Here is a 24,975-nt window from a genome sequence, read left to right on the forward strand (position 1 = left end):
GCGCCCGATGATTGAACTCCGAAATGCGGCGGAAGGGCGACGCACGATCATGTCATCGAACACGATCGCGTGCCAGTTCCGCAAAATCTACCGGTTCAAGCCTACCAACTGCCCCGCGCGGCCCATACCAGGACCACGCCCAGAACCGCCGAGCCGATGCCGATCAGCCGCATCCGGTCCACCGGGGTTTCCGCCGCGCTGCGGAGGGCATCCTTCGCCAGATGCGGGATCGCGGCGAAGAGGATGCCCTCGATGGCGAAGACCAGGCCGAGCGCCGCGACGAAATCAAGCATTCGCGTCGCTCGCCATGATCAGGGACGTGCCGGCGCGGGCACGGCAGGCGCCGCCGGGGTTCCGGCCTGGCCATCCTGACGCTGCGCGTTCGGTCCGTTGAAGAAGCGGAAGAACGGCGAATCCGGCGTCAGCACCATCCGGGTATCTCCTGGCTTGATGCTGGCTTCATAGGCCTGCATCGAGCGGTAGAAGGAGAAGAACTCCGGGTCCTTGCCGAAGGCTTCGGCGAAGACCTTGTTGCGTTCCGCCTCGCCCTCGCCTCGGATCTCGTCGGAGCGCTGCTGCGCTTCGGCGACGATCACGGTCGCGTCCCTGTCGGCCCGCGCCCTGATCTCCTGAGCCTGCTGGCCGCCGAGCGCGCGGGCTTCCGCCGCCTCGCGCTGGCGTTCCGTCTGCATGCGCTGGAACACCGCCGCCGAGTTCGCCGCCGGCAGATCGACGCGCCGCAGCCGGACATCGACCACCGTCATGCCGAAGCGCGCCGCCTCGCGGTTCACGTCGTCGCGGATGCGGTTCATCAGCCGCGAGCGCTCGGTGCGCACCATCGCCGTGAAGCTCGCTTCCGCCAGTACCGAGCGGACATTGCCGTTCACGATCGAGGCGAGCTGCGAATTGGCCCGCGGGATGTTGTTGACCGCCTGATAGAAGCGCAGCGGATCGGAGATCCGGTAGCGCGTGAAGGCATCGACCACGAGACGCTTCTGGTCCGAGGCGATGATTTCCTGCGACGACAGATCGAGGTCGAGAATGCGGTTGTCGAGCAGCGTCACCGTCTCGACCGGTGCGAACCACTTGAAGTAGAGGCCCGGAGCCGTCTTGACCGCGCGCACCGCGCCGAGCCTGAGCACGATCGCCGACTGCGTCTGCGAGACCACGAAGGTGCAGGCGTAAAGCACGACCGCGACGGCGGCGACGACGACCAGCGCGGCCGCGCGAAGGAAGGAGCCGTTCATCGGGCGGCTCCCTGCTGACGGGCGCCCGGGACCTGACGGCCCGCATTGAGCTGGTCGAGCGGCAGATAGGGCACGACGCCCTGCCCACCGACCGGGTTGTCGAGGATGATCTTGTCGGTGCCGCCCATCACGCGTTCCATCGTCTCCAGGAACAGACGCTCGCGCGTCACGCCCGGAGCGTTCTTGTACTGCTCGTAGACCGCGTTGAAGCGGCTCGCCTGACCACGGGCTTCGGCAACGGTCTGCTCCTTGAAGGCTTCCGCCGCCTGCACGAGCTGGGCCGCCCGGCCGCGCGATTCCGGCACGACGCGGTTGGCATAGGTCTGCGCCTCGTTGCGCAGGCGCTCCTGGTCGGCACGGGCCGCCTGGACGTCGCGGAACGCGTCGATGACCTGCTGCGGCGGGTCGACCTTCTGGAGCTGGACGAGGCGGATCTGCACGCCGGCATTATAGCCGTTGAGCGTCTCCTGCATCAGCTGGCGCACCTCGTTCTCGATCGCGCCGCGATCGGTCGTCAGCACGGGCTGGATGTTGCGGCGGCCGATCACCTCGCGCATGGCGCTCTCGGCCACGGCCTTCACGGTTCCCGGCGGGTCCTGGATGTTGAAGACGTAGTTCTCGGGCGCGGCCGGGTCGATCTGCCACTGCACGATGAAATCGATGTCGACGATGTTCTCGTCGCCGGTGAGCATCAGGCTCTCTTCGGTCACGTCGGTCTGGCGCGCGCTGCGCACCGATTCCACGGTCCGGAAGCCGACCTCGGTGGTGATGACGTTCGTCACCTGGGGCTTGATCACGTTGCCGATCGGATAGGGCCAGTTCCAGTTCATGCCTTCGCCGGTCTTGCCGGCGAAGCGGCCGAACACGACGTTGAGGCCGACCTCGTTGGGGCGGACGAAATAGACGCCCGAACCGAGCCAGATCAGGATCAGCGCGAGAAGGCCGAGAATGAGCCCGCGCCCGCCGATATTGCCGCCCGGAACAAGGTTCTTCAGCCGGTCCTGGCTGCGCCGCAGGATCTCTTCGAGATCGGGCGGGTTGCCGTTGCCTCCGCCTGAGCCGCCGCCCCAGGGGCCTCCGCCGCCGCTACCTCCGCGCTGGCCCCAGGGTCCACCCCCGCCGCTGCCACCGCCGCTCTGATTGCTCCAAGGCATTCTCGAGCCGTTCCCTTCCGTTCCGTAGAGGCCGAGCCATAGGCGAATAGCGGCCGCTTGTCAGCGCCTTCGGCTGAAGGCGCTGGGCTGAGTTGGTCATGGGCCACGGATTCGTCAACGGCGCAAGCCATTCATCGTGAACGGAAAGCGGCGATCAGCCGCGCCTGTGATGGGTGACGAAGGTATAAGGATGCTCGTTATCGGGATCGGCAGGATGGGGCTCCTTTGCACCGGCGAGGAAGGCGTCGCGCTCCCAATCGGGAAAAAGCGCGTCTCCCGGGGGCTTGGTGTGAACCAGCGTGAGCTCGAGCCGATCAGCCAAAGGCAGCGCCTGCCGGTAGATCTCGGCGCCGCCCGCAACAATGACGGACTCGGCTCCGCTCGCGGCGGCGACCTCTTGCCCGAGCGCCAGCGCCTCGTCGAGCGAATGCGCGATCCTGACCCCTTCGGCCGAGAAGCCGGCATCGCGGGTCAGCACGATCGTCTCGCGCCCCGGCAGCGGCTTGCCGATCGAGAGGAAGGTCTTGCGCCCCATCAGCACGGGGCGGCCGAGCGTCAGGCTGCGAAAGCGCCTGAGGTCCGTCTTGAGCCGCCAGATCAACCGGTTGTCGTCGCCGATCACGCCGTTGTCGGCGATGGCTGCGATCAACACGATCGGACGTTTCTCCATGGCTTCAGTCCTCCGCGCCCAGCTGACTGAGCGCCTCGCCTTCCAGCCGCTTGACCGTCCACTCGTCCTGCGCCCTGGCCCCGATCGCGCGATAGAAAACGCGCGAAGGCTCGTTCCAGTTCAGCACCCACCAGGCCAGGCGCGGCAGTTTCTCCGCGACGCAGCGGCGCGCCAGCCCCGCGATCAGCCCCTTGCCGATGCCGCGTCCACGCTGGCCAGGCCTGACGTAAAGGTCCTCCAGCCAGATGCCGTGGCGGCCCGAGAAGGTCGAATAGGTGTAGAACCAGACGGCGAAGCCGACCGGCTCGCCCTCCCATTCGGCGATGTCGCAGAAGGTTCGGGGATTCGGGCCGAACAGCGCCGCGTCGATCTCCGCTTCGGTCGCAACGACCTCGTGCAGCAGCTTCTCGTATTCGGCCAGTTCCTTGATGAAGCCGAGCACGAGCGCGGCCTCGCCGGGCCGGGCGGAACGGATGGTCAGCGTCATACGGCGATCGGAGCCTTGATGGAGGGATGCGGATCGTAAGCCGTGATCGTCACGTCCTCGAAGCTGAAATCCTCGAGCCGCGTCACGGCGGGGTTGAGCGAGAGCTTCGGCAGCGCTCGCGGTTCACGCGAAAGCTGCAGCCGCGCCTGATCCAGATGGTTCACATAGAGGTGCGTATCGCCGAAGGTGTGCACGAAATCACCGACGCCGAGGCCCGTGACCTGCGCCACCATATGGGTCAGCAGCGCATAGCTCGCGATGTTGAAGGGCACACCGAGGAAGACGTCGGCCGAGCGCTGGTAGAGCTGGCAGGAGAGCTTTCCGTCCGCCACGAAGAACTGGAACAGGCAGTGGCAGGGCGCCAGAGCCATCTTCGGAATATCCGCCGGATTCCAGGCCGAGACGATCAGGCGGCGCGAATCCGGGTTGCGCCTGATCTCGTTCACCAGCCAGGCGATCTGGTCGATGGTCTGCCCGTCCGGCGCCGGCCAGGAACGCCATTGCCGGCCATAAACCGGGCCGAGATCACCGTTGGCATCGGCCCACTCATCCCAGATCGTGACGCCGTTCTCCTGCAGGTAGCGCACATTGGTGTCGCCGCGCAGGAACCAGATCAGTTCATGGATGATCGACTTGAGATGCAGCTTCTTGGTCGTGACCAGCGGAAACCCCTGCGACAGGTCGAAGCGCATCTGATGGCCGAAGACGGCGATGGTGCCGGTTCCGGTGCGGTCGTCCTTGCGGGTGCCCTCGGTCAGGACGCGTTGGAGCAGGTCGTGATACTGGCGCATGGTCAATCTCTGGGAAGCGGGCGAGCATAGCGGCTCGACGGCGCCTTGGCCCCCTCGCCATCGCATGCATCCCCAGCCTTTGCACGCCCTCCCGCCAATCCATGGCCGGAACAATGGCGGAAGCCTCCCGTTCCCTCTCCAACAACCGGAAAAGGGAGGCAGTCCATGCTTTCGCGCAGACCGATCCTGGCGCTCGCCTGCATAGGTCCGTTCTGGCTTCACGGCCAACTGGCCCAGGCGCAGGCGCCCGCACCCATCAGCCCCGCCAAGCCGGCCGTCTCGATGGATCAGGCCCGTCGCATCGCCGCCGATCATGGCGTCGTCCGGATCGAGGAGATCAAGCTCGACGACGACAAGTGGAAGGTCGAGGGCCGCGACAGCACCGGCGCCGAGATCGAGATCGATCTGCGGGCCAGCGACGGCGTCGTCATCAAGATGGAGCGCGAACGGCCCGCCTCGGCCAAGGCCGGCCGAAGCTGACGCATCTTCGAGCGAAGCGGAAACCGGTTCGCGTCAAGACAATGCGATGAAACAAGGAGTCCGTGCTTCCTCGAAGCGCGGGCATGCCCCAAGCCTCACGCCATCGCGACCGGCCGTGAGCAACTGCATCCGCAAACCCGCCTCAATCCGGGCCGCACATCGCGGCCCGATTCGTGGGGGATTGAGACGATGCAGGCGAAAGCCGCGATGGTCCGTTTGCTGGCTGCGCTCGCGCTGAACGGATTTGTCGTTGCCGCCGGACAGGGCGCGGAGCCCGATCCGGGCGCGACGATTTCGGAAAGTCAGGCGCGCGAAATCGCCTGGAGGGCCGGCCTCGTCCATGGTGAGGAGATCACCCGGTCCGACGACCGCTGGGAGATCGCCGGCCGCAGCCTCGACGATGGCGAGATGGTGCTCGATATCGACATCAGAAATGGTCGCATTCTCGATTGAGGCCGTAATGCCGCACAACCCACGGAAATCGGCGCAGCGCTCTTTCCCCGCGCCGATACTGTCCCTATATTCGTCGGTGCCGCTCGCAAGAACGGATATGGCGATAAACGGATTTCGGAATAAGCCTTTCGGACCCGGGGGCGGTACCCGGCGCCTCCACCCCAGCCCTGCGGCGCGAGCAGCAGGAACTTGCAGCCCGACGGTTGCAGGGCTGCGGCGGGGGCGAAATAGGATCGACGAGGGTGTAAAGGTCTTCCTTTTGCTCGGCATGGTTCCGCCGTTATCGGGCCAAAAGCATAGTTGCCAACGACAACAATGCTCGGGTTGCTGTCGCCGCGTAAGCGGTGCTGGTTCCCAAACCAAAGCCCTTGCGTTTAGCCGCGTAAGGCGGGGCTCGGAGGCGCCTGGCAACAGAAGCCTCCACTTTCATTTTGGCCTGCCGGCTGTTCCCGCCGGAGCAATAAGCGGAAACATCGACCTGATGTCCAAGGATGTGCTGCGTTACGATCTGATGGTTCAGGAGGCGCTGAAAGGCGTCGTCCGCAAGATCCTGACGGAGGCGGCGCGCGACGGGCTGCCGGGCGAACATCATTTCTACGTCACCTTCCGCACCGGTGCGCCGGGCGTGCGCGTGTCGCAGCGTCTGCGTGAGAAGCACCCGGACGAGATGACCATCGTCCTCCAGCATCAGTTCTGGGATCTCAACGTCGGCGACCATTCCTTCGAGGTCGGGCTGTCCTTCTCCGGCGTGCCGGAGCGGCTGCTCGTTCCCTTCGATGCGGTGACGACCTTCTTCGACCCTTCCGTGCAATTCGGCCTGAAGTTCGAGACCCAGGATCAGGCCGAGGACGCAGCCGACGCGCCGCAGCCCGAGCCGGCGGCCGCCCCCAGCGCCGTCCCGGCCAAGGTCGTGCCGGCGGGTGTGCCCGCGCTGAAGACCCGTACGCCGGTGGCCGAAACGGCCGACAAGGATGGCGACACGGCGACGCAGGACACCGATGACGACGGCAAGAGCGGAGCCGAAGTCGTCAGCCTCGATTCCTTCCGCAAGAAGACCTGACGGACCTCCCATGACCGAGACGCGCACCGAAACCGATTCCTTCGGCCCCATCGCCGTGCCTGCGGATCGATATTGGGGCGCGCAGACGCAGCGCTCGCTGGAAAACTTCAGGATCGGCGGCGAGCGCGAGCGCATGCCTCTGCCCCTGGTCCACGCCCTCGTGCTGGTCAAGAAGGCAGCCGCCCACGTCAACGCCCGCCTCGGCCTGCTCGACCAGCGCGTCGCCGGCGCCATCGGCCAGGCCTCGGACGAGGCGCTCGCCGGCAAGTTCGACGGCCATTTCCCGCTCGTGATCTGGCAGACCGGCTCCGGCACCCAGTCGAACATGAACGCCAACGAGGTGCTGGCGAACCGCGCCAATGAACTGCTTGGCGCCGGCCTCGGCGCCAAGAGCCCGGTCCACCCCAACGACCACGTCAATCGCGGCCAGTCCTCGAACGATGCCTTCCCCACCGCGATGCATATCGGCGCGGTGCTTGAGATCACCCGCAAGCTGCTGCCGGCCCTGCGCAGCCTCGAGAAGGCGCTGAACGCCAAGGCCGAGGCCTTCAGGCATCTCGTCAAGATCGGCCGCACCCACCTGCAGGATGCGACGCCCGTCACGCTCGGCCAGGAATTCTCCGGCTATGCAATGCAGCTTCATCTTGGCATCGGCCGGATCGAGGCCGCGCTGGGCGGACTCTATGCGCTGGCGCAGGGAGGCACGGCCGTCGGCACCGGCCTCAACACCCATCCGGATTTCGCTGTCCTCTTCGCCAAGGAAGTCGCGACGCTGACCGGCCTGCCCTTCCGCACGGCCGAGAACAAGTTCGAGGCCCTGGCGAGCCACGGTGCGCTGGCCGCGGCCCATGGCGCCTTGGCGGCGCTCGCCTCCGACCTCTTCAAGATCGCCAACGACGTCCGCCTGATGGGCTCCGGCCCGCGCTCGGGCCTCGGCGAGATCAGCTTGCCCGAAAACGAGCCGGGCTCCTCGATCATGCCGGGCAAGGTCAACCCGACCCAGGCCGAGGCGCTGACGATGGTCGCGACCCAGGTCCACGGCAACCAGGCGACGATCGGCTTCGCCGCGTCCCAGGGCCATTTCGAGCTCAACGTCTTCAAGCCGGTGATCGGCGCGGCCTTCCTGCAGTCGGTCCGACTGCTGGCCGACGCGGCCGACAGCTTCCGCACCAACTGCGTCGAGGGCATCGAGGCCAACGAGACGCAGCTCAAGGAGCTGCTCTCGCGCTCGCTCATGCTGGTGACGGCGCTCGCTCCGGCGATCGGCTACGACAAGGCTGCGAACATCGCCAAGTCCGCGCATCACAACGGCACGACGCTCCGCGACGAGGCGCTCAAGGCCGGCGTCGACCCCGATCTGTTCGACAAGACGGTTAAGCCCGAGCTGATGCTCGGCCCGGCCTGACGGGAGCCTCGCTCATGGCCGAGATCATCAACCTCCGCCGCGCCCGCAAGCAGAAGGCGCGCACGGAGGCTGAGAAGACGGCCGAGCAGAACCGCATCAGCTTCGGCCTGAGCAAGGCCGAACGCAGCCTTGCCGAAGCCGAGCGCGCCAAGAGCGCCCGCCATGTCGACGGGCACAGGCTCGGCGGCGACGACAAGGACCCGGAACCGGCATGAAGCCCGAGCGCAAGCGCTCGCTCAGCATCGCCGGCCATCGCACCAGCATCTCGCTGGAGGATGCCTTCTGGGATGCGCTGAAGGAGATCGCCGCGGCGGAAGGCCGCCCGGTCGCCGCCCTGGTCGCCGACATCGACTCCGGCCGGGGGGAGCTCAATCTCTCCTCCGCCCTGCGCCTGCACGCCCTCGCGCATTACCGCCGCTTGGCAGGCCGCCCTTAGACCCTGCTGATATTTACGAAACCGCGCCGTCATCCCGGGCTTGTCCTGGGATCCATCGTAGAACGCAGCGTCTTACGATGGATCCCGGATCTGCGCTCGCTGCGTCCGGGATGACCCGCTTTTCCGTGAAAACGCAGCAGACTTTAAGCCGTGTGGCAATTGCTGGATCGCTCCTGATCGGAGCCCCTGTCGTTCCGGGGCGTGCCGCAGGCGCGAACCCGGAACGACAGGGGGTTTTTGCGTGAAGCCGACGCGTCCGACAGCGGCGCAGCGGCAGCCAAAAAGCACACCGCCTCAAATACTTGTGCTAAAATCCTGAATCAACCTGCCAAGCGGTTGAATCGGAATCTCAATTCGGCGGCACGTTGCGGGGCTGCGGCACCGGCGCGATCTGGAAAGGCGGCGGCAGTTGCGGGGCCGTCCCGCCGGTCGGAGGTTGGACCGCACCTTCCGGGGAGCTGCTGCGCGGCGCGCCCGGCAGGACCAGCGGGCCGGGCTGCGGCTGGGGCGGCGCCGATTGCGCGGCCGCTCGCTCGGCGGCGGCACGCGCACGCTCCTCGGCATCCGCCCGGCGACGCGCCTCCACTTCGGCCCGTGCCTGCTCGACACGGCGCACGTCTTCGGCCCGTTTCTCCTCGGCCTGGCGACGCTGCTCCTCGACTCGACGCGCCTCTTCCTGCCGCTTCTCTTCGGCCAGGCGGCGCTCTTCCTCTGCCTTCACGAACTCGTTGAGCTTGCGCTCGTTCTCGCGCATCTCGCGCTCGGCCCGCAGCCGGCGGGCATGGATCGCGCGTTCGCGCGCATCGGCCTCGAAGGCTTCGACACGCTCGATCTCGCGCGCCAGCGCCCGCGCCGCCACGGTGTTCGACAGAGCGCTGACATCGCTCTCGCGCCGCAGGTTCGAGAGGGGGCCGCGCCAGGCGATCCCGATCTGTGGCGCATCGCCCGGCCAGCCCTTCGGCAAGGCGCCGAGCGGCTTGAGGCCGAGCCTGAGATCGGCATTGAGCGCGCGCAGATCGACGGCGCCGCTCGCCTCGGCGCGCAACCCGTTGCGCTCGAAGCTGAACGGCTGCAGCCGGACCAGCCCGCCCGCCAGCGTGAAGGGAAGTGCCACGTCGCTAAGCGCCCAGGCGTCGCGGTCGAGGGCCGCGGCGATCCTGTCCTGCAGGCGCGACGCATCACTCTCGGAGGCGTCCTCGCCGGTGCTGGCGATGACGCGCGCATAAGCGTTCGGGTCGAAGCGGGCGAGGCGCGTCTCCGACAGCGCGAGGCTGCCGGCCCCGCTCAAGCCGGCGATCAGCCTTGCCGGGGTCTCGCCCGAGCCGCCGAACTCGATCTGACCCGAAGCCTTGCCGCCGACCGCGCCCTTGGTCAGATCGCCGAGATCGATCGCCATCACGCTCAAGCGCCCGTTGAGCTGCGCAAGCCCGCCATCGCGCCGCAGGCTGAGCCTGCCCGCCAGCTGCCCGCCGCCGAAGGCGCCCCGGATGTCGTCGACCCGCAGGCCGTCCTGGTCCGAGCGCAGGGCGAAGCTCGCATTGCGGATCGTGCCGCCGTCGAAAGCGGCAAGCGAGCCGGCCTCGACGGCGATGTCGATATCCGGCAACCCGGCGACGCGACCGAAGCGGGCGGTGGACCAGATCGACCCCGGCGACGACGGTGCAGGCCCCAACGACGCCGCGATCAACTGGCGCAGATCGGCTGAGGGGATCGCGATCCGGCCGGTGTAGCGCCCCTCGCGCGGCAGGGTGAGGACGCCGCTGGCAGCCATGCCGCCGAGATTTGCCCGGATGGCGTCGAGCTTCACCGCCTCGCTGGTCACCTCAAGGCGAGCATGCGCATCGAGGATGCCGTCGGGCAGCAGCCTTGCGGGTCCCTCGGCCAGGATCTGGCCCGGCCCCTCGGCTTGGACCGAGAGCTGCGGCCCGCTTGCGCCGTCCTCCACGACGATGGAAAGCCCCGGCCCGGCGAGAGAGCCGACGGCCCGCCCTTGGCCCAGTTCGAGCGCCAACCTGCCGGCCCCGCCCTGCATCGGCGTCGGCAGGCCGAGCGCCGTGAAGGCCTGCCGACGGTCAGCAAGGTCGAAGCCCAGATTGGCACGGCTCCAGTTGCCCGCGCGATCGAGCAGGCCGCTGATCGACAGCTTTCCCGCTGCGGCTGTGCCTTCGGCGGAGAGCGCCGTCTCGCCGGACGCTGCCCGCGTCAGGCGGAAGCTGGCATCGAGCCGCGCCAAGCCTTCCCCTGCCCGTATCAGGGCCTGCGTGGCCGCTTCCGGCAGCAGCGGCCCGGCCAATGCCGTCAGGGTCTCGAACCGCGGCGCACGGACTCGCCCGGTGATCTCCCCGCCCTCGGCCAGAAGCGAGCCGGCGCCGGTGACACTGACCCCGCCGAAACCGTCCACTGAAAGCCGGCTGAGCCGCCAGATATCGCCCTCCCGGCGCAGATCGAGGCTGGCCGACCCCGGCGGGGCATTGCGGAAGCGCGCATTGGCGAGCGTCAGGTCGAGGGCGATGTCGCGCTGCCTGAACAGGCCACCGAGGCTCGCGCCCGGCGGCAGGGCGTCGAGCGCGAGCCCGCTCACCGTCGCCTTGGCGGCAAGCCGGGCCGGACCAGCCTCGCCAGAGGCGTCGAGCCGCAGGCCGGAGGAGCCGACGACCAGCAGACGCTGGAATGTGGCACGTTCGCCCGCCCATGAACCGAGCGCGTCGGCATCGATCCGCCCGAACCCCGCGACGAAATCCGCTAGCGCCGGATCGAGGCCAGCACGCGCCAGCACCAGCGCGACCCGGCGCGCATCCTCGGCCTTCAGATTGATGCGCCCGGAAGCCCCGTCCGCATTGATACTCCCGCTCGCACCGGCAAGCGCGCCGGCGACGCGCACCGACGCGGAGGCATCGCTCAGTCCCCCATCATGCAGGCGGCCGCGCAAGGCAAAGCCCGAGAAATCCTCGCCGCGCCAGATGACCTGGTCGAGGTCGAGCCCGACATCGACCGTGCCCGGCAGGCCCTGCAGGGCCCGTTCGAAGCCCTGGCGCTCGGCCAGCGCCGCCATCAGCGCATCGGCATCGAGCCGGCGCGCGCGCAGCGCCAGCGAACCGGCGCCCCTTCCGGGCAGATACTGGCCCTCGCCCTCCAGCCGCGCGGCGCCACCGGCGAGATCGAGCGTGAGCCCGGCGAGATCGAGCTGGCGGCTGCCGCCCTTGACCCTCCCCGAGAGCGCGACGGCCCCGCCCGGCGAGAGACCGAAGGCGCCATCGAGCTCGACGCCGACACGACCCTGCCCCGATGGCAGAACCAGCGAACCGTCGAAATTGAGCTGCAGATCCTCGCCGGTGAGAAAGGCTTTGGTGCGCAGCCGGCCGCCCTCTTCCAGTTCGCCCGTGGTCACGCGCAGCGAGGCGCCGGCCACCTCGCCTTCGAAGCGCCAGGGGCCGGCGAGGCTGACCGCGGACACCTCGGCGGCGATGGGCGACAGCGAGACCGCCGGCTTGCCGGGTTCCCGCCAGACCAGGGCCGAACGGCCGATCCGGAGACGATCGAGCCGCGCCTCGGTTGGGAGACCCTTGCCCGTTCGCGCGGGCATCTGGATTGCGCCGGCATCGTCGAGAACAAGTGAGATCGCGGCGCCGTCGATCTCGGCCTCGGAGAAGCGGAACTCCCCGCGCGCCATCGCGGCCAGCGCCAGCTCGACGGTCACCTGCTCGGCCGTCGCCGAACTCGTGGCGCCGTTGCCGCTGCCGATCCTGACGTTCTCAAGCGAGATGCGCGGCGAAGGCAGCAGGCGCAGGCCGATGGCGCCGCCGATCTGCGTCTCGACGCCAAGCGCCTCGCTCAGCCTGGCCTCGATCTGAGGCCGGTAGGCCCGCCAGTCGACGAAGCCGGGGCCGATCAGGGCCGCCAGCAGCGCCAACACCAGCAGGCCGGCCAGAACTGTCAGGCTTTCACGCAACGTTCGCTTTCTGTCCCTGTCGCCGAGATGGCGTAGCGCCGGTTGGAAACCGGCAGCCGCGCGCGATCATGCCTGCAAGTCGCGGCGGGATCACGACATTTTCGCGAAGGGCGCGGGCAGCGCAAGCCGCGCCGATGTCACAGGACGACGATTTTGCCGGGATTGAGGATGTTCTGCGGATCGAGCGCCCGCTTCAGCGTCCGCATCACCGCGAGCGCCTCCGGCCCATGTTCCTGTTCGAGATACTTCATCTTCTTCTGGCCGACGCCATGCTCGCCGGTGCAGGTGCCGCCCATGGCGAGCGCGCGCTTGACCAGCCGGTCGATGAAGCCCTGCGCCCGCTCGACCTCGCCTGCGTCGTTGAGGTCGACCAGCGGCTGGGTGTGGAAATTGCCATCGCCGACATGGCCCGCGATCGGCGCGATCAGCCCGGAGGCCTCGATGTCGCGCTTGGTCTCTTCGACGCATTCGGCGAGCTGCGAGATCGGCACGCAGACATCGGTCGCCACCGACTCGAAGCCGGGCCTCAGCGCCTTGGCCGCCCAATAGGCGTCATGGCGCGCCTGCCAGAGCTTGGAGCGGTCCTCCGCCTTGGTCGCCCAGTCGAAGGGGCCGCCGCCGAATTCGGCAGCGATCTCGCCGAAGCGCTCGGACTGCTCGGCAACGCCGGCTTCCGTGCCGTGGAACTCGACGAAGAGCATCGTCGTCTCGGCCAGGCCGAGCTTGGCATGCAGATTGACGCCGCGGATCATCACGTCGTCGAGCAATTCGATGCGCGCGACAGGCAGGCCGGTCTGGATGGTCAGGATCGTCGCGTCGCAGGCCGCCTTCACCGAAGGGAAGGGGCAGACGCCGGCGGCGATAGCCTCCGGGATGCCGTGCAGCTTCAGCGTCACCTCGGTGATGATGCCGAGCGTGCCTTCAGAGCCGACGAGCAGGCGCGTGAGATCGTAGCCGGCCGAGGTCTTGCGGGCCCGCGTCGAGGTCTTGACGACGGAGCCATCAGCCATCACCGCCGTCAGCGCCAGAACATTGTCTTTCATCGTCCCATAGCGGACGGCATTGGTGCCGGAGGCGCGCGTCGCCGCCATGCCGCCGATCGAGGCGTCCGCGCCGGGATCGATCGGGAACATCAAGCCTTGGTCGCGCAGATCCTCGTTGAGCTCCTTGCGAGTCACGCCAGCCTCGACCACCACGTCGAGGTCCTCGCCATGGACGGCGATGATCCGCTTCATCTGCGACATGTCGATGCAGACGCCGCCGAAGGGCGCGTTGACATGACCTTCCAGCGAAGTGCCTGTACCGAAAGCGATAACCGGCACGCCATGCGCGGCGCAGAGCTTCACGATCTCGGAGACCTCTTCCGTGCTCTGCGGGAAGACCACGGCATCCGGCGGCTGGTTCGGGATCCAGGTCAGGGTGTGGCCGTGCTGCTGGCGCACCGCTAGGCTGGTGACCAGCCGGTTGCCGAAGCGCGCGGCCAGCGCCTGCGTCACGGCTGCGACGGCATCGGGAGAAGGCGGCAGCACTGCGGCGGAGGCAGGGCTGTCATGAAGGGCGGCGGCAGGCAGGCTCATTGTCAAGATCCGGTTTTGGCGCTTAGACTTGGAACAGATCGGTTTCGCAATTGGTTACGGTCTGACATCATCCTGGCTGCAACAGCCGGGTCGAAGTGCTGACGCTGATTGCGATTGATGCATAGTAGATCATGCGACGACAAAATGGGCATCCGCAATAATGCGGCCGTCCCTTGATCGAGGCGCCTGACAGGGAGGCGATCATGAAACACGATACACGCGCCCCGGCGCTGTTCTTCGCACCCTTCGTCTCCTCGGCGATGCGGGTCGAGCCGCAGTGGATCGACTATAACGGCCATCTCAACATGGCCTACTACCATGTCCTGTTCGATCGCGCGGTCGACGAGGTCTTCTCGCTGGTCGGCCTGACCCGGGACTATGTCGAGACGCGGCACGCCTCCACCTTCACGGCGGAATGCCACATCCTCTACAAGCGCGAGCTGACGGAAGGCGATCTCGTCCGCGTCACCGCCCAGCTCATCGGCTTCGACGACAAGCGCCTGCACTATTATCTCGAGATGCGCCACGCCCATGAAGGCTGGCTCGCCGCGACGAGCGAGAACCTGTCGCTTCATGTCGATATGCTCCATCGCAGGGTCGTGCCCTTCCCGGCCGACATTCTCGCGAACATCGCCCTGATGAAGGCCGCCCACGGCATGATGCAGGTGCCGGCCACGATCGGGCGCATCATCGGCATGCCCAGGAAATCGGCGATCCGGGTCGGCGAGATGGCCGAAGAGCGCGAGACCGAGATCGAAACGCGCCACTGAGCGGCCCGCGCCTCAGACATCCTCGTCGGGAATCTTCAGCTTGTGCCCGCAGGCCTTGCAGTAGACTGCGTCGGGCTCATGCCGTTGCAGCGCGCATTCCGGGCAGGGAAACAGCACCTTGTTGGGACGAAACAGCGCCTGCGCCAGCCGCACGAACAGCGTGATCCCGACGATCATCACCGCGATCGACGTCAGCTTGCCGGCGACACCAGGCAACGTCACGTCGCCGAACCCGGTCGTGGTCACGGTGGCGACCGTGAAGTAGAGCGCCTGGACGTAGCTCTCCAACCCGCCCGCCTGCCGGAAGAAGAAGGTGTAGACGAAGCCGGTGACGACGAAGAGGAAGGTCGCGATGTTGCTCAGCGCCCGCACGACGTTCTCCCACTCGCGGAAGCGGGTGGCGCGGAACTGAGACCAGACGATGCCTTTATGCGAGAGCGACCAAAGCCGCAGGATGCGCAGGAAGCCGAAATTCTCCAGCCATTGCGGCGCCAGCAACGTCGACAGGATGAACAGGTCGAGCAGCATGGTCGGCTGGCGCAGCAGCCGCAGCATGTTGGTCGAGGCGAGCAGCCGGGCCCCGATCTCCGCCACCATGATCACCGCGACCGAATAGTCGATCCAGAGGAAGGTCGACTGCTCCCGTAGCAGCGGCGTGGCGACGAAGAAGGCGATGATCAGCAGATCGACGATCGTGGTGACCGCCTGGAAGCGCAGGGCCGCCGGCGTCCGGCCGTGATAGAGCTGGCGCAGCCGGTCGCGAAGGCTTTCGAAACGGCTCTCTTCGGGCGGGGCGTCGGCGGCATCCATTGCGGCGAGCATAGGCGCTCGCCGGATGAGCCGCTACCAGCGCCGCCGCCGGCCGGGCTGCATCTCAGCGGCGCGTCGCGACGGCGTGGACCGCATAGCCACGATAGGGCGCGGCGAGCCGGCAATCGGCGCCGGCCGCCTCCGCGAGCGCCCGCACGGTTCCCGGCAGTTCCTCCCGCGGCGTGACATGGAACAGGCCGAGCCAGCGCAGCAGCACCGCCTTGAAGGGCGCGGGCAAGCCATCCTGATCGCCGAAATCGACGATGTGCAGCGCCCCACCCTCGTCCAGACGGCGCAAAGCCTCGACGACGACACCCTGCCAGGGCGGGATCATCGACAGCGCATAGGAGATCACGATCCGGTCGAAGCCGGGCAGGCCGAACAGGGCCTGCGGATCGAAATCAGTGGCATCGGCCCGCGCAAGCCTGATCCGATCCTCCAGTCCCGCACGCGCTACCGACGCGCGCGCCGTCGCCAGCATCTCGCCGGAGACGTCGAGCCCGTAGCAGGCGCAGTCCGGATAGCGCTGCGCGATCCGGATCAGGTTGCGCCCGGTGCCGCAGCCGATCTCCAGAACGGTCGCGCCGGATGGCGGCCGCAGGCCATCGATCAACTGGTCGCGCCCGAGCAGGTAGAACTTCCGGCTGGCATCGTAGATATGGCGCTGATGCCGGTAGATCCGGTCCATCAGCCCGGCGGCGGTGCCGGCCGATGCCTCGGCCGCGCTCATCGGGCCTGCCCCTTCAGGACATAGAGGTGGAAGCCGCCATAGATCGCGGAACGGTCCTGCCGGCACAGTTCGCGGCTACGCTCTTCCTCGTAGCGCCACTGGTCGAGGATCGCGGCCGGTACCCGTCCCGGCAGCAGGCGCTCGTCGGCGGCCGTGCGGAAGATCACCCGCGCGCCCGGACGCGCCGTGCGCGTGATCTGCGACCACAGCGCCGTCAGGTCGGCGTCGTTCATCCAGTCCTGCGCATCGAGCAGCACATAGGCGTCGCAGCTCTCGGCCGGCTGGTCCTCCAGCAACGCCGTGACCGGGGTCTGGCGATAGGACACGTTCGAGGCGCGCGCCTTGACCGTCGCGAAATGGGCCGGCTGCAGATAGGGCGGCAGCGCCGCATCGGGCCCCTCGCCATAGCGCCGCCCGAAGGCCTGCTGGGCGAAGTAGTTGTCCTTCAGGTCGAAATCGCAGGCGAGGCGTTCGAGCCGCAGCTTCAGCGCGCCGAGGATGCCGTCCTCGCCATCGGCGGCGAGCGCCTTGTACTGCGCCGGCGGAATGCCGAGCCCGTAGAGCGAGGCGGGCTGGCGCACCAGCCAGCGTACCAGCCTGCGCTCGAAGACCGGCGCGAGGTGCCGCTCGTAGAGCGCCCTCTGCTCCGCGAGGTCGCGGGCGGCGAGCATCGCGCGGGGATTGCCCCCGAGCAGCCGCGCCAGCACATGGCCCGTGCCGATGAAGCGGCCGAGCAGCCCATAACGGTAGAAGCCGTTGGCGAAGAGGTTGATCCGGCGCCGGGCATTGAGCCCCCGGCCTTCCCAATAACCGCGCGAGACGGCATCGAGATGCGGCGCGATCTCGCGGTCGTAGAGCGCGATGTTGTCGCGCGCGTTCGCCCGGCCGAAGAAGCGCAGGAACGTCTCATGGCTTTCCAGCCGTGCCAGCGCCGCGAGCTTCAGCCGGCCGAGCGCGATATGCGCCCCGTTGAGGTCGACGGCACTCACGCGGACTGGCGCCGCCGTTAGATAGGAGAGGATGTTGCAGGACCCCGAGGCGATCGCCACGACGTGGTCGTCGGCCTTGAGCTGCAGCGCCGCCATGTCGACGACCGGGTCCTCCCAGATCTGCGGATAGACCAGACCCGAGAAGGCCCGCGCGAACAGCCATTCCAGCATGCCGGCCTTCGAGAGCGTCTTGCTGCGCCGGACCGCCGAGCCGAGCCCCGAACTGGTCATGCGGCGCGCGGCACGCGCCGTCTGTGTCGCTTGTTGCGTCACGGTTTCCTCCCTCTGCGGGTGGCGGGGCTGCTAGAGGAGTCGCGTGACGGTCAGGTGACGAAGCCCGCCAAAGTGCCACAGCATCGTGAAATAGCGGGGCAGGCCGAGGGGTGAAATCCGGCCGGCGAGTCGCCATATTGCGAGGCACGAGACGGATGGCGGCCCCACCGCCCGCTGAAAGGAGATCGCAATGGGTCTGATGAGCATGTTCGGCGAGCCGAAGAAGGCGGACGAGACCTTCCCGTTCCAGCTGACCGATGCAGAGTGGCGCGCGCGGCTGACGCCGGAGCAGTACCAGATCCTGCGCGGCCATGGCACGGAGCGGGCCGGCTCCTGCGCGCTCAACTTCGAGAAGCGCGCCGGCACCTTCTCCTGCGCCGGCTGCGGCCAGAAGCTGTTCAAATCCGGCAAGAAGTTCGAGAGCGGTACGGGCTGGCCGAGCTTCGACCAGCCGTTGGAAGGCGCGGTCGAGACCAGCGACGACCGCAAGTTCGGCATGGTCCGCACCGAGGTGCATTGCGCCAATTGCGGCGGCCATCTCGGCCACGTCTTCCCGGACGGCCCGCCGCCCACCGGCCTGCGCTACTGCATCAACGGCGTGGCGATGAACTTCGAGGCGGCGGAAGCGGCTTGAAGCCTACTGCCGTCATTCCGGGCTCAGGCCTTCGGCCTGCCCCGGAATGACGGTGCGCTCTATGAAGCCCGTGGCACCGCCCTTCGCGCCAGCGCCGCCGCATCGACCGAAACCGGCAGATCGCCGAACTGCCCCGACCAGCCATCCCCAAGCCGCGTCGCGATGAAGGCATCCGCGACCTCCGCCGGTGCATGCCGCAACAGCAGCGAGCCCTGCAGCAGCAGCGCCAGCCTCTCCGTCAGCCGCCGCGCCTGCCCCTCGTTGCGCATCAGCTCCGGCAGATCGCCCTCCAGCCGCTTGAGCGCCGCGTCATAGCGTCGATCCGCCCCGGCAGCCGCCAGCAACTCCGCCCGCAGCACATCCACCACCCCCTCCTCCCGCGTCAGCGAGCGCAGCACGTCGAGGCAGATGACGTTGCCCGAGCCTTCCCAGATGGCGTTGAGTGGCGCCTCGCGGTAAAGCCGCGCCATCGGGTTCTCCTCGATGAACCCGTTGCCGCCATGGCATTCCAAAGCCTCGGTGACGACGGCGGGCGCCCGCCGCGTGATCCAGTATTTCGCGATCGGCGCGCCCACCCGCGCCAGCAGGCGCTCGCTCTCGGACGTCTCCTGCCGATCGAGCGCCGCGAAGAACCGGAATGCGAGCCATGCGGCCGCCTCGGCCTCGATGGCGAGATCGGCGAGCACGTTCTGCATGATCGGCTGGTCGATCAGAGCCTTCTGGAAGGCGCGCCGGTGCTGCGCATGATGGGCCGCCAGCGACACCGCCATCCGCATCAGGCCGGAGGACGCCGCCGCGATGTCGAGCCGCGAATTATGGTTCATCGAGAGCCCGGTGCGGATGCCACGTCCCGGCTCGCCGATCAGGTGCCCGATGGCTCCCCGGAACTCGACCTCGGACGACGCATTCGAGCGGTTGCCAACCTTGTCCTTGAGCCGCTGGATCGCGACGCCGTTGCGCGCTCCGTCAGGCAGCCATCCCGGCACAGCGAAGCAGGAGATGCCCTCCTTCGTTCGCGCCAGCGTCAGGAAGGCGTCGGAATGCGGCACCGAGAAGAACCATTTCCGGCCATGCAGCGAGAATGTGCCGTCGCGATTATCCTCGGCCACCGTCTGTGTCTGGCGCAGATCCGAACCGCCTTGCGTCTCCGTCATCGCCGTGCCGACGGTCGCGCCCGTCTTCAGATGCGCTGGCCCCTGCCTCGGATCGTAACGGTTGGACGTAACGAGCGAACCCCACTGCTCCCAGAGCGCAGCATCCTGCTTCAGCACGGGCACAGCGGCATAGGTCATGCTGATCGGGCAGCAGATGCCGCTCTCCGCGCCGTACCAGAGATATTGCAGGGCGGCCCTTGCCACCTGCGCGCCGGGTTCGGGCTGGTTCCAGGCCAACGCATGCGTCTCCTGCCCAATGGCAAGGCCCATCAGTTCATGCCAGGCCGGATGGAAGGCGATCTCGTCGATGCGGTTGCCGAAGCGGTCGAAGGCCCGAAGCTCCGGCGTATGGCGGTTGGCGAGATAGGCGAGCTCCTGCACGCGGCTGGAGCCGACCGTGCGCCCAACCTCATGCAGCCGGGCGCTTGCCCAATCGGCACCGAAGGCCGCGACGATACGGGGCAGCACTGGATCGGCGGCGAATGCATCGTAATCCGCCAGCACAGGCACCTGATTGGTGACCTCCCAGCGCCCGTCGTTGCCATGCTCGGCCATTGCTGCCACCTCCCTGTGGAACGGGATATAAAATGATCGCTCCGGCAGGGCGCAATCCTGACATCGACGCCCTATATTTGCCGGAGAACGAATCACGCACGAGCAGCTTAGACCCTTGTCCGATACCGACGCCTTTTCCGCTCCCTTGCCCCGCCCCGGCGGACTGGCCGCGCGCGCCGCGGCGCAGCCGGCGGCCGGCTATCTCGCCGGGCTGAACCCGGAGCAGCGCCAGGCTGTCGAGGCGACGGAAGGCCCGGTGCTCGTGCTCGCCGGCGCCGGCACCGGCAAGACCCGCGTGCTCACCACCCGCATCGGTCATCTGATCTCGACCAGCCGCGCCTACCCCTCGCAGATCCTCGCCGTCACCTTCACCAACAAGGCGGCGCGGGAGATGAAGGAGCGTGTCGCCCATCTCGTCGGCCCGGTGGCGGAGGGCATGCCCTGGCTCGGCACCTTCCACTCGATCTCGGCCAAGCTGCTGCGCCGCCATGCCGAGCTGCTCGACCTGCGCAGCGACTTCACCATCCTCGACACCGACGACCAGATCCGCCTGATGAAGCAGGTGATCCAGGCCGAGGGCATCGACGAGAAGCGCTGGCCCGGCCGCATGCTGGCGGGCTTCATCGACAGCTGGAAGAACCGCGGCCTTAGCCCCAAGGACGTCGCGCCCGGCGAGGCCGCCGTCTTCGCCAACGGCAAGGGCGGCAAGCTCTACGCCGCCTATCAGGAGCGACTGAAGGCGCTGAACGCCGTCGATTTCGGCGATCTCCTGCTGCACTGCCTGACGCTGTTTCGCGACTATCCGGACGTACTCCAGACCTATCACGACCGCTTCCGCTACATCCTCGTCGACGAGTACCAGGACACCAACACGGCGCAGTATCTCTGGCTGCGCCTGTTGGCGCAGGGCCGCCGCAACATCTGCTGCGTCGGCGACGACGACCAGTCGATCTATGGCTGGCGCGGCGCCGAGGTCGACAACATCCTGCGCTTCGAGCACGATTTTCCGGGCGCGACCGTGATCCGGCTGGAGCGCAACTACCGCTCGACCGGCCATATTCTCGCCACCGCCTCCAAGCTCATCGCCCGCAACGAGGGCCGCCTCGGCAAGACGCTGCGCACCGAGGATGCGCTCGGCGAGAAGGTCACCATCACCGGTGCCTGGGACAGCCAGGAGGAAGCCCGCCTGGTCTCCGACGAGATCGAGGCGATGCAGTCCAAGGGCCAGGATCTCGGCCAGGCCGCGGTGCTCGTCCGCATCTCCGCTCAGATGCGCGAGATCGAGGAGCGCTTCGTCCAGGCCGGCGTGCCCTATCGCGTGATCGGCGGCCCGCGCTTCTACGAGCGCGCCGAAATCCGCGATGCGCTGGCCTATCTGCGCTGCGTGGTATCGTCGACCGACGATCTCGCCTTCGAGCGCATCGTCAATGTCCCCAAGCGCGGCCTCGGCGACGCCACCGTCCAGCTCCTGCACAACCACGCTCGCGCCACCGGCTTCTCGCTGCTGCAGTCGGCCCGCGCCGCGGTCGAGAGCGACGAGCTGAAGCCCAAGGCCCGCACGGCGCTGCGCGAACTGGTCGAGGCCTTCGGCCGCTGGTCGGCCCGCGCCGAGCACATGCCGCAGGGCGAGCTAGCCGAACTGGTGCTGGAGGAGTCCGGCTACACCGAGATGTGGAAGAAGGACCGCTCGGCCGATGCCGCCGGGCGCCTCGAAAACCTCAAGGAGCTCGTGCGCTCGCTCGACGAGTTCCCGGACCTGCCGGCCTTCCTCGAGCACGTCTCGCTGGTGATGGATGTCGCCGACGGCGAATCCGGCGCCCGCGTCTCGATCATGACGCTGCACGCCGCCAAGGGGCTGGAGTTCGACACCGTCTTCCTGCCCGGCTGGGAGGAAGGGCTCTTCCCCAACCAGCGCGCGCTCGACGAGAGCGGCCGCGCCGGTCTGGAAGAGGAGCGCCGCCTCGCCCATGTCGGCCTGACCCGCGCCCGCAAGAAGCTGAAGCTCTATTTCGCCTCGAACCGGCGCATCCACGGCCTTTGGCAGACCAGCCTGCCCTCCCGCTTCATCGACGAACTGCCGGAGGAGCATGTCGAGGTCGAGCAGGCTCCGAACAGCTATAGCCAAGGCGGCTACGGCGCTTCGCGCTTCGACCGGATGGAGAGCTTCGGCTCCAGCTACAACACGCCGGGCTGGCAGCGCGCGCAGGAGAACCGGGCCAAGAACGGCGGCGGCAGCGGCTTCTCCGAGAGCGGCCGCGGTTTCGGCTCGGGCGGCTTCGGTTCAGGCTCAGGCTCAGGCTCGCGCCAGCGCGGCCCACTACTGATCGAGGGCGAGCTCACCGCCAAATCATCAGGCGAATCCGCCTATGGCGAGGGCGCCCGCGTCTTCCACGTCAAGTTCGGCCCCGGCTCCGTCGCCAGCGTCGACGGCAACAAGCTCACCGTCGATTTCGACAAGGCCGGGCGGAAGATGGTGCTGGATAGCTTCGTGCAGAAGGCCGGGTGATGGCGGCGACGCGCCACCTTGCAGTGGCACCCGTCGCTAGGGGCCAAGCCCGCTGATCGCTGTAAATCCTCGCAGGAACAGCTTGTCGCGGGTGGTCGACGCAGCTTCGGCCGGTTCCTTCACGTAGAAGTACGGGCCGTAGCTATATGAGATCGGCCCCCGATCGGCATAGCCGAACCTCAGCGCATAGATGTTTGCCGTCGGCGCGTCGGGGGAAAACTGCAGCACGACCGGCAAATAGCTGAAGCCGTTCTTGTCGGTGATGATGTCGCCATTGGTGATCGTATAGTGAGCGCTCGATCCCCCGATCTCCATCCCGTTGACGTCGACGACCGAAACCCGGATCTGCTTGTCCGGAATGCCGGTGTCGAGCCGGTCGAAAAAGACCGCCCGCGTCCATACGGAGACCGGCTCCAGCTTCCTGACGACGGCGATCTCGTGGAACTTCATGTCGATGCAGCATTTGTTGTTCACGCAAGGCGGCGGCAGCCCGACGCCGGACTGCACGAAAGCCTCGAGCTTGTCGGGGATGCGGCCAGCGCCGAAAATCCTGCATTGCTGGGGCGCGTCCGCACCGATCGCGAGGCTGCACGATAGCAGCCAGGCGATCGACGCAACGGCAAGTCCGGAGCCGGGCTTCCCGTGCGAAGCGGTCATTTGCTCAATGCCTTGACCGCGTCCTTGACCGAGCTTCCCCGCGCGACCAACCGCTCAAGCTGCTCGAAGAAGTCGTCCGAAAGACCGATGAAATACTCAGACGTCGGCGCCGTCTTGAGGATGCTGGCGCTATCCTTGCTGGAAAGGCCGCTGGCCGCAACCTTCATGGCGGAATCGCTGAGCGAGATCTTGCTGTAGAATTTGACCAGATCCTTCTTCTGTTTGTCCGACAGATTCGGATTGCTCATGACCTCGATCAGTTTGGCCTGCTTGAGCTCGTTTTCGCGGCTGGTCCACTCTTTGATGAAATTTGCCTTCTTCGCGGTTATGCAAGGCTCGGATACTTCAAGCTCCTTGAAGTATTGCTCTGTATTCACATCGCATTTGACCGCCAGCGTGAGCGAGACCGGCATATCGCGTTCGACGGTCGGGTTGAACGTGAAGGTCTGCTTCCATTCGATCTTGTCCTTCAGGCTGGCGGAGCTGTAGGCGAGGTTCAGCGAGACCAGCCACGGTCCTTGCGCAGCCCCGCCATTGGCCGCAGCCTGCGGATTGGGTTGAAAGCGGAAGAACTCGTTGTCGGGGTCGTTGATCGATGTCAGCGCGTCCTTCGCGATCTGGAACAGCTGGGCGCCTTTTTCCTTCGCCTCCAGGTCTCCTTCCTTCAGATCGCAATCGATGAGCTTGCTGCGGAACAGATCCTGCTGGATCGACTGATAGTCGGCCGTCATGCCGAACCATCCGTACCCGCCCGAGCCGTTATAGCGCTGCCGCACCTCCTTCCAGACCTTCTGGAGATCCGCCTTGCAGCTGACGCTCCACGGAGCGCCCCTGAACTGCGAGGTAGCAACCAGGTTCACACCGAAGCTCGAATCCGGCGTGATGTCGGGCTGGTCGCGAATGCGTTGCGCCACATAGGACGCGAAAGTGTGGCTGTCGGGCGAACCCACGACGAAATTGAAGGACGAACCGAAGCGAAACGCGGGCGGAAAGACTGAATCACCGTTACCTTTGATGCCGAGCGAGGTGGCGGCGTAAACCGGCTCGATGCTCTTGGTCTTGCCATCGAGATTGGCGAGCTTCGGCGTGTCGACCTCGAAATCGCGTTTGATGGCAGCGCGGATCGCAGTTTCCTGATCGGGCGTGATCGTGACCGTGGCCAGACCCGAGATGGTTGCCCCGACGATCGGCACATACAGGCCGTACTCGGGATCCTTCTGCCTGAATGGCGCTCCGATGCCCCAGTATTTCACCGAGGGATCGGACAATGTCAGGCCGAGCACGAGCGGAATTCGCTCAGGATAGATATGAAATTGCTTCGGATCCGCCTCGTCCTGAAAGGCGACCACTCCGTTCGCCCGCGTCGAGGATTCGATCTTCGGCAGAGCAATCGCGGGAGCCGTCGCAAAAGCGACGAGACCTGCAGTGGCTGCCAGCGCAAAAGCTCTCATCATGTTGCCCCCTTTTCCAGAGCGACGATGATTACGAGCCCAATGTCAAAAATACAACTATAAGTTGCATGAAACTTTGTGATGCAACCCGGCACCGACATTTACGTCAGGCATCGCATAGACACGGAATCGACTTGTGCAACGATCCTGCCGGGGATCGCTGGCGACCGTCGGCTTGAACCGACACCGGAGGCATCCCGGCCGAGACCCGGCACGCCATCGCCCTGATCCCGGCTCCGGATGTATCGCTACAGCCAGCAGCGGAGTAGAAGCGGCGCCTAAGCTGCCGATTCTCTGAAGAAACAACCGACTATGACTCCCCAGATCGCGCTGACCGACGCCGAGGACGATGCTCTTCGCGACGTCCTCCATAACGGCCTGCGAAACTACAACGACGAAAAGATCGGCCGGAACGATCGCCAGACGCTGACGATCCGCGTCGATGATCCCGAGAGCGGCGAGCCGATCGGCGGGCTCATGGGCCGCAGCGCGCTCGGCCTGCTCTTCATCGATTTCTTCTATCTGCCGAAGAGCCTGCGCGGCTCGGGCGTCGGCAGCCGCATCCTCGCCATGGCGGAGGAGGAAGGCCGGCGGCGCGGCTGCAGCAAGGCCGTGCTCTACACCATCAGCTTCCAGGCGCCGGAGTTCTACAAGAAGCTGGGATGGCAGGTTTTCGGTGAGATCGCACCGAAGCCGCCCGGCGCGACCCGGGTCTACCTGACCAAGGACCTCTGAGC

At 66.9% G+C, this 24,975-nt stretch carries 24 protein-coding genes and 1 other RNA gene; 11 read left to right on the forward strand and 14 right to left on the reverse strand.

Annotated features, from left to right (window positions below):
* Window positions 1–101 precede the first annotated feature (101 nt).
* The 6 genes from AC1DVA_RS02475 to AC1DVA_RS02500 all read right to left on the reverse strand — a co-directional run bounded on the left by AC1DVA_RS02475 (window position 102) and on the right by AC1DVA_RS02500 (window position 4,349).
* Complete coding sequence (locus tag AC1DVA_RS02475) at window positions 102–293, reverse strand: DUF2065 domain-containing protein (protein ID WP_476804854.1); 192 nt, start codon at window positions 291–293, stop codon at window positions 102–104.
* Between the two features lie 18 nt (window positions 294–311).
* On the reverse strand, window positions 312–1,247 hold the full coding sequence (gene hflC, locus AC1DVA_RS02480; RefSeq protein WP_265054111.1) for a protease modulator HflC: 936 nt from the start codon (window positions 1,245–1,247) through the stop codon (window positions 312–314).
* A complete protein-coding gene (hflK, locus tag AC1DVA_RS02485; protein ID WP_476804855.1) occupies window positions 1,244–2,401 on the reverse strand; it encodes an FtsH protease activity modulator HflK in 1,158 nt (385 codons plus the stop codon). The genes hflC and hflK overlap by 4 nt, the downstream gene beginning before the upstream one ends.
* 154 nt (window positions 2,402–2,555) lie before the next feature.
* A complete protein-coding gene (locus AC1DVA_RS02490; protein ID WP_476804856.1) occupies window positions 2,556–3,071 on the reverse strand; it encodes a dihydrofolate reductase in 516 nt (171 codons plus the stop codon).
* A gap of 4 nt (window positions 3,072–3,075) precedes the next feature.
* A complete protein-coding gene (locus AC1DVA_RS02495; RefSeq protein WP_476804857.1) occupies window positions 3,076–3,558 on the reverse strand; it encodes an N-acetyltransferase family protein in 483 nt (160 codons plus the stop codon).
* Window positions 3,555–4,349: a thymidylate synthase gene (locus AC1DVA_RS02500; protein WP_476804858.1), complete on the reverse strand. Its 795-nt coding sequence runs from the start codon at window positions 4,347–4,349 to the stop codon at window positions 3,555–3,557. Before AC1DVA_RS02500 ends, AC1DVA_RS02495 begins: the two co-directional genes overlap by 4 nt.
* Before the next feature lie 165 nt (window positions 4,350–4,514).
* Between AC1DVA_RS02500 and AC1DVA_RS02505 the strand changes: the two genes are divergently transcribed.
* The 7 genes from AC1DVA_RS02505 to AC1DVA_RS02535 all read left to right on the forward strand — a co-directional run bounded on the left by AC1DVA_RS02505 (window position 4,515) and on the right by AC1DVA_RS02535 (window position 8,183).
* Window positions 4,515–4,829 carry a PepSY domain-containing protein gene (locus AC1DVA_RS02505; RefSeq protein ID WP_476804859.1) on the forward strand — a complete coding sequence of 105 codons (315 nt, stop codon included), beginning with the start codon at window positions 4,515–4,517 and terminating at the stop codon, window positions 4,827–4,829.
* A gap of 189 nt (window positions 4,830–5,018) precedes the next feature.
* Window positions 5,019–5,282: a PepSY domain-containing protein gene (locus AC1DVA_RS02510; protein WP_476804860.1), complete on the forward strand. Its 264-nt coding sequence runs from the start codon at window positions 5,019–5,021 to the stop codon at window positions 5,280–5,282.
* Between the two features lie 38 nt (window positions 5,283–5,320).
* Window positions 5,321–5,707: a transfer-messenger RNA gene (ssrA, locus tag AC1DVA_RS02515) on the forward strand.
* Between the two features lie 56 nt (window positions 5,708–5,763).
* A complete protein-coding gene (locus tag AC1DVA_RS02520; protein ID WP_265054118.1) occupies window positions 5,764–6,342 on the forward strand; it encodes an SspB family protein in 579 nt (192 codons plus the stop codon).
* Window positions 6,343–6,352: 10 nt separating this feature from the next.
* Complete coding sequence (gene fumC / locus AC1DVA_RS02525; protein WP_476804861.1) at window positions 6,353–7,747, forward strand: class II fumarate hydratase; 1,395 nt, start codon at window positions 6,353–6,355, stop codon at window positions 7,745–7,747.
* A 14-nt stretch (window positions 7,748–7,761) separates the two neighbouring features.
* Entirely contained in the window at window positions 7,762–7,962 is a 201-nt protein-coding gene (locus AC1DVA_RS02530) for a DUF4169 family protein (protein WP_476804862.1), read from the forward strand.
* Window positions 7,959–8,183, forward strand: coding sequence for a ribbon-helix-helix domain-containing protein (locus tag AC1DVA_RS02535; protein ID WP_265054121.1), 225 nt, complete (start codon window positions 7,959–7,961; stop codon window positions 8,181–8,183). Before AC1DVA_RS02530 ends, AC1DVA_RS02535 begins: the two co-directional genes overlap by 4 nt.
* Before the next feature lie 349 nt (window positions 8,184–8,532).
* Here the strand turns inward: AC1DVA_RS02535 and AC1DVA_RS02540 are convergent, their stop codons facing one another.
* Window positions 8,533–12,132 carry an AsmA family protein gene (locus AC1DVA_RS02540; RefSeq protein ID WP_476804863.1) on the reverse strand — a complete coding sequence of 1,200 codons (3,600 nt, stop codon included), beginning with the start codon at window positions 12,130–12,132 and terminating at the stop codon, window positions 8,533–8,535.
* A gap of 137 nt (window positions 12,133–12,269) precedes the next feature.
* Complete coding sequence (locus AC1DVA_RS02545; RefSeq protein ID WP_476804864.1) at window positions 12,270–13,709, reverse strand: FAD-binding oxidoreductase; 1,440 nt, start codon at window positions 13,707–13,709, stop codon at window positions 12,270–12,272.
* A gap of 203 nt (window positions 13,710–13,912) precedes the next feature.
* On the opposite strand from AC1DVA_RS02545, the gene AC1DVA_RS02550 reads away from it, so the two are divergent.
* Entirely contained in the window at window positions 13,913–14,479 is a 567-nt protein-coding gene (locus AC1DVA_RS02550; protein ID WP_265054124.1) for a thioesterase family protein, read from the forward strand.
* A 12-nt stretch (window positions 14,480–14,491) separates the two neighbouring features.
* Here the strand turns inward: AC1DVA_RS02550 and AC1DVA_RS02555 are convergent, their stop codons facing one another.
* The 3 genes from AC1DVA_RS02555 to AC1DVA_RS02565 form a co-directional block, all read right to left on the reverse strand.
* Entirely contained in the window at window positions 14,492–15,289 is a 798-nt protein-coding gene (locus AC1DVA_RS02555) for a potassium channel family protein (protein ID WP_476804897.1), read from the reverse strand.
* A gap of 64 nt (window positions 15,290–15,353) precedes the next feature.
* The gene (locus tag AC1DVA_RS02560; RefSeq protein WP_476804865.1) at window positions 15,354–16,019 is read right to left on the reverse strand and encodes a class I SAM-dependent methyltransferase; all 666 of its coding nucleotides are present in this window, start codon (window positions 16,017–16,019) and stop codon (window positions 15,354–15,356) included.
* Window positions 16,016–17,281, reverse strand: coding sequence for a BtaA family protein (locus AC1DVA_RS02565; RefSeq protein WP_476804866.1), 1,266 nt, complete (start codon window positions 17,279–17,281; stop codon window positions 16,016–16,018). Before AC1DVA_RS02565 ends, AC1DVA_RS02560 begins: the two co-directional genes overlap by 4 nt.
* Window positions 17,282–17,480: 199 nt before the next feature.
* Between AC1DVA_RS02565 and msrB the strand changes: the two genes are divergently transcribed.
* A complete protein-coding gene (gene msrB / locus AC1DVA_RS02570; protein WP_476804898.1) occupies window positions 17,481–17,915 on the forward strand; it encodes a peptide-methionine (R)-S-oxide reductase MsrB in 435 nt (144 codons plus the stop codon).
* 59 nt (window positions 17,916–17,974) lie between these two features.
* On the opposite strand, the gene AC1DVA_RS02575 is transcribed toward msrB, so the two are convergent.
* Complete coding sequence (locus AC1DVA_RS02575) at window positions 17,975–19,624, reverse strand: acyl-CoA dehydrogenase family protein (protein WP_476804867.1); 1,650 nt, start codon at window positions 19,622–19,624, stop codon at window positions 17,975–17,977.
* A 115-nt stretch (window positions 19,625–19,739) separates the two neighbouring features.
* Here AC1DVA_RS02575 and AC1DVA_RS02580 point away from each other — a divergent pair, with 115 nt between their 5' ends.
* Window positions 19,740–22,130 carry an ATP-dependent helicase gene (locus AC1DVA_RS02580; protein WP_472841030.1) on the forward strand — a complete coding sequence of 797 codons (2,391 nt, stop codon included), beginning with the start codon at window positions 19,740–19,742 and terminating at the stop codon, window positions 22,128–22,130.
* Window positions 22,131–22,166: 36 nt separating this feature from the next.
* On the opposite strand, the gene AC1DVA_RS02585 is transcribed toward AC1DVA_RS02580, so the two are convergent.
* Both AC1DVA_RS02585 and AC1DVA_RS02590 read right to left on the reverse strand, forming a co-directional pair.
* On the reverse strand, window positions 22,167–22,787 hold the full coding sequence (locus AC1DVA_RS02585) for a hypothetical protein (protein WP_265054127.1): 621 nt from the start codon (window positions 22,785–22,787) through the stop codon (window positions 22,167–22,169).
* Window positions 22,784–24,238 (reverse strand): hypothetical protein, encoded by a 1,455-nt coding sequence (locus AC1DVA_RS02590; RefSeq protein ID WP_476804868.1) that lies wholly within the window; start codon window positions 24,236–24,238, stop codon window positions 22,784–22,786. The genes AC1DVA_RS02585 and AC1DVA_RS02590 overlap by 4 nt, the downstream gene beginning before the upstream one ends.
* 312 nt (window positions 24,239–24,550) lie before the next feature.
* On the opposite strand from AC1DVA_RS02590, the gene AC1DVA_RS02595 reads away from it, so the two are divergent.
* The gene (locus tag AC1DVA_RS02595) at window positions 24,551–24,973 is read left to right on the forward strand and encodes a GNAT family N-acetyltransferase (RefSeq protein WP_476804869.1); all 423 of its coding nucleotides are present in this window, start codon (window positions 24,551–24,553) and stop codon (window positions 24,971–24,973) included.
* Window positions 24,974–24,975 lie beyond the last annotated feature (2 nt).

Source organism: Allobosea sp. P4_C6, from assembly GCF_056402015.1.

What these genes read in the sequence shown, in the direction of transcription:
- AC1DVA_RS02475 (WP_476804854.1), bottom strand. Translation starts at nt 293, where the DNA reads ATGCTTGATTTCGTCGCGGCGCTCGGCCTGGTCTTCGCCATCGAGGGC.
- hflC (WP_265054111.1), bottom strand. Translation starts at nt 1,247, where the DNA reads ATGAACGGCTCCTTCCTTCGCGCGGCCGCGCTGGTCGTCGTCGCCGCC.
- hflK (WP_476804855.1), bottom strand. Translation starts at nt 2,401, where the DNA reads ATGCCTTGGAGCAATCAGAGCGGCGGTGGCAGCGGCGGGGGTGGACCC.
- AC1DVA_RS02490 (WP_476804856.1), bottom strand. Translation starts at nt 3,071, where the DNA reads ATGGAGAAACGTCCGATCGTGTTGATCGCAGCCATCGCCGACAACGGC.
- AC1DVA_RS02495 (WP_476804857.1), bottom strand. Translation starts at nt 3,558, where the DNA reads ATGACGCTGACCATCCGTTCCGCCCGGCCCGGCGAGGCCGCGCTCGTG.
- AC1DVA_RS02500 (WP_476804858.1), bottom strand. Translation starts at nt 4,349, where the DNA reads ATGCGCCAGTATCACGACCTGCTCCAACGCGTCCTGACCGAGGGCACC.
- AC1DVA_RS02505 (WP_476804859.1), top strand. Translation starts at nt 4,515, where the DNA reads ATGCTTTCGCGCAGACCGATCCTGGCGCTCGCCTGCATAGGTCCGTTC.
- AC1DVA_RS02510 (WP_476804860.1), top strand. Translation starts at nt 5,019, where the DNA reads ATGCAGGCGAAAGCCGCGATGGTCCGTTTGCTGGCTGCGCTCGCGCTG.
- AC1DVA_RS02520 (WP_265054118.1), top strand. Translation starts at nt 5,764, where the DNA reads ATGTCCAAGGATGTGCTGCGTTACGATCTGATGGTTCAGGAGGCGCTG.
- fumC (WP_476804861.1), top strand. Translation starts at nt 6,353, where the DNA reads ATGACCGAGACGCGCACCGAAACCGATTCCTTCGGCCCCATCGCCGTG.
- AC1DVA_RS02530 (WP_476804862.1), top strand. Translation starts at nt 7,762, where the DNA reads ATGGCCGAGATCATCAACCTCCGCCGCGCCCGCAAGCAGAAGGCGCGC.
- AC1DVA_RS02535 (WP_265054121.1), top strand. Translation starts at nt 7,959, where the DNA reads ATGAAGCCCGAGCGCAAGCGCTCGCTCAGCATCGCCGGCCATCGCACC.
- AC1DVA_RS02545 (WP_476804864.1), bottom strand. Translation starts at nt 13,709, where the DNA reads ATGAGCCTGCCTGCCGCCGCCCTTCATGACAGCCCTGCCTCCGCCGCA.
- AC1DVA_RS02550 (WP_265054124.1), top strand. Translation starts at nt 13,913, where the DNA reads ATGAAACACGATACACGCGCCCCGGCGCTGTTCTTCGCACCCTTCGTC.
- AC1DVA_RS02555 (WP_476804897.1), bottom strand. Translation starts at nt 15,289, where the DNA reads ATGGATGCCGCCGACGCCCCGCCCGAAGAGAGCCGTTTCGAAAGCCTT.
- AC1DVA_RS02560 (WP_476804865.1), bottom strand. Translation starts at nt 16,019, where the DNA reads ATGAGCGCGGCCGAGGCATCGGCCGGCACCGCCGCCGGGCTGATGGAC.
- msrB (WP_476804898.1), top strand. Translation starts at nt 17,481, where the DNA reads ATGAGCATGTTCGGCGAGCCGAAGAAGGCGGACGAGACCTTCCCGTTC.
- AC1DVA_RS02575 (WP_476804867.1), bottom strand. Translation starts at nt 19,624, where the DNA reads ATGGCCGAGCATGGCAACGACGGGCGCTGGGAGGTCACCAATCAGGTG.
- AC1DVA_RS02585 (WP_265054127.1), bottom strand. Translation starts at nt 22,787, where the DNA reads ATGACCGCTTCGCACGGGAAGCCCGGCTCCGGACTTGCCGTTGCGTCG.
- AC1DVA_RS02590 (WP_476804868.1), bottom strand. Translation starts at nt 24,238, where the DNA reads ATGAGAGCTTTTGCGCTGGCAGCCACTGCAGGTCTCGTCGCTTTTGCG.
- AC1DVA_RS02595 (WP_476804869.1), top strand. Translation starts at nt 24,551, where the DNA reads ATGACTCCCCAGATCGCGCTGACCGACGCCGAGGACGATGCTCTTCGC.